Origin of the sequence: Pseudoalteromonas sp. SIMBA_162 (assembly GCF_046535955.1) — a bacterium.
GTDB classification, from domain to species: Bacteria; Pseudomonadota; Gammaproteobacteria; order Enterobacterales; family Alteromonadaceae; genus Pseudoalteromonas; species Pseudoalteromonas marina.
This window is the reverse complement of record NZ_JAWJBQ010000415.1, coordinates 1-272: the sequence shown is the minus strand read 5'-3', so window position 1 is coordinate 272 and position 272 is coordinate 1. Positions and strand designations below refer to the sequence as shown.

Annotated in this window: 1 protein-coding gene; it reads left to right on the top strand. The window is 68.4% G+C overall.

What is annotated here, in order from left to right; translation table 11 throughout:
* Nucleotides 1-272 (top strand): PCRF domain-containing protein (locus R0J88_RS20285; RefSeq protein ID WP_410900918.1); only part of this gene is annotated, 272 nt, incomplete at both ends.

The window sequence follows — 272 nt, the reverse complement described above, 5'->3', positions numbered from 1 at the left end:
ACCCGGATGACGGTGCCAACGTCTTCCTCGAGGTGCGTGCCGGCACGGGCGGTGACGAGGCGGCGCTGTTCGCCGGTGACCTGTTCAAGATGTATTCGCGCTACGCCGAGCTCAAGGGCTGGAAGGTCGAGACCGTCAGCGCCAGCCACGGCGAGCACGGCGGCTTCAAGGAAGTCATCGCCCGCGTGAAGGGCGAGGGCGTCTACTCGCGCCTCAAGTTCGAGTCCGGCGCGCACCGCGTACAGCGCGTGCCCGCCACCGAATCCCAGGGG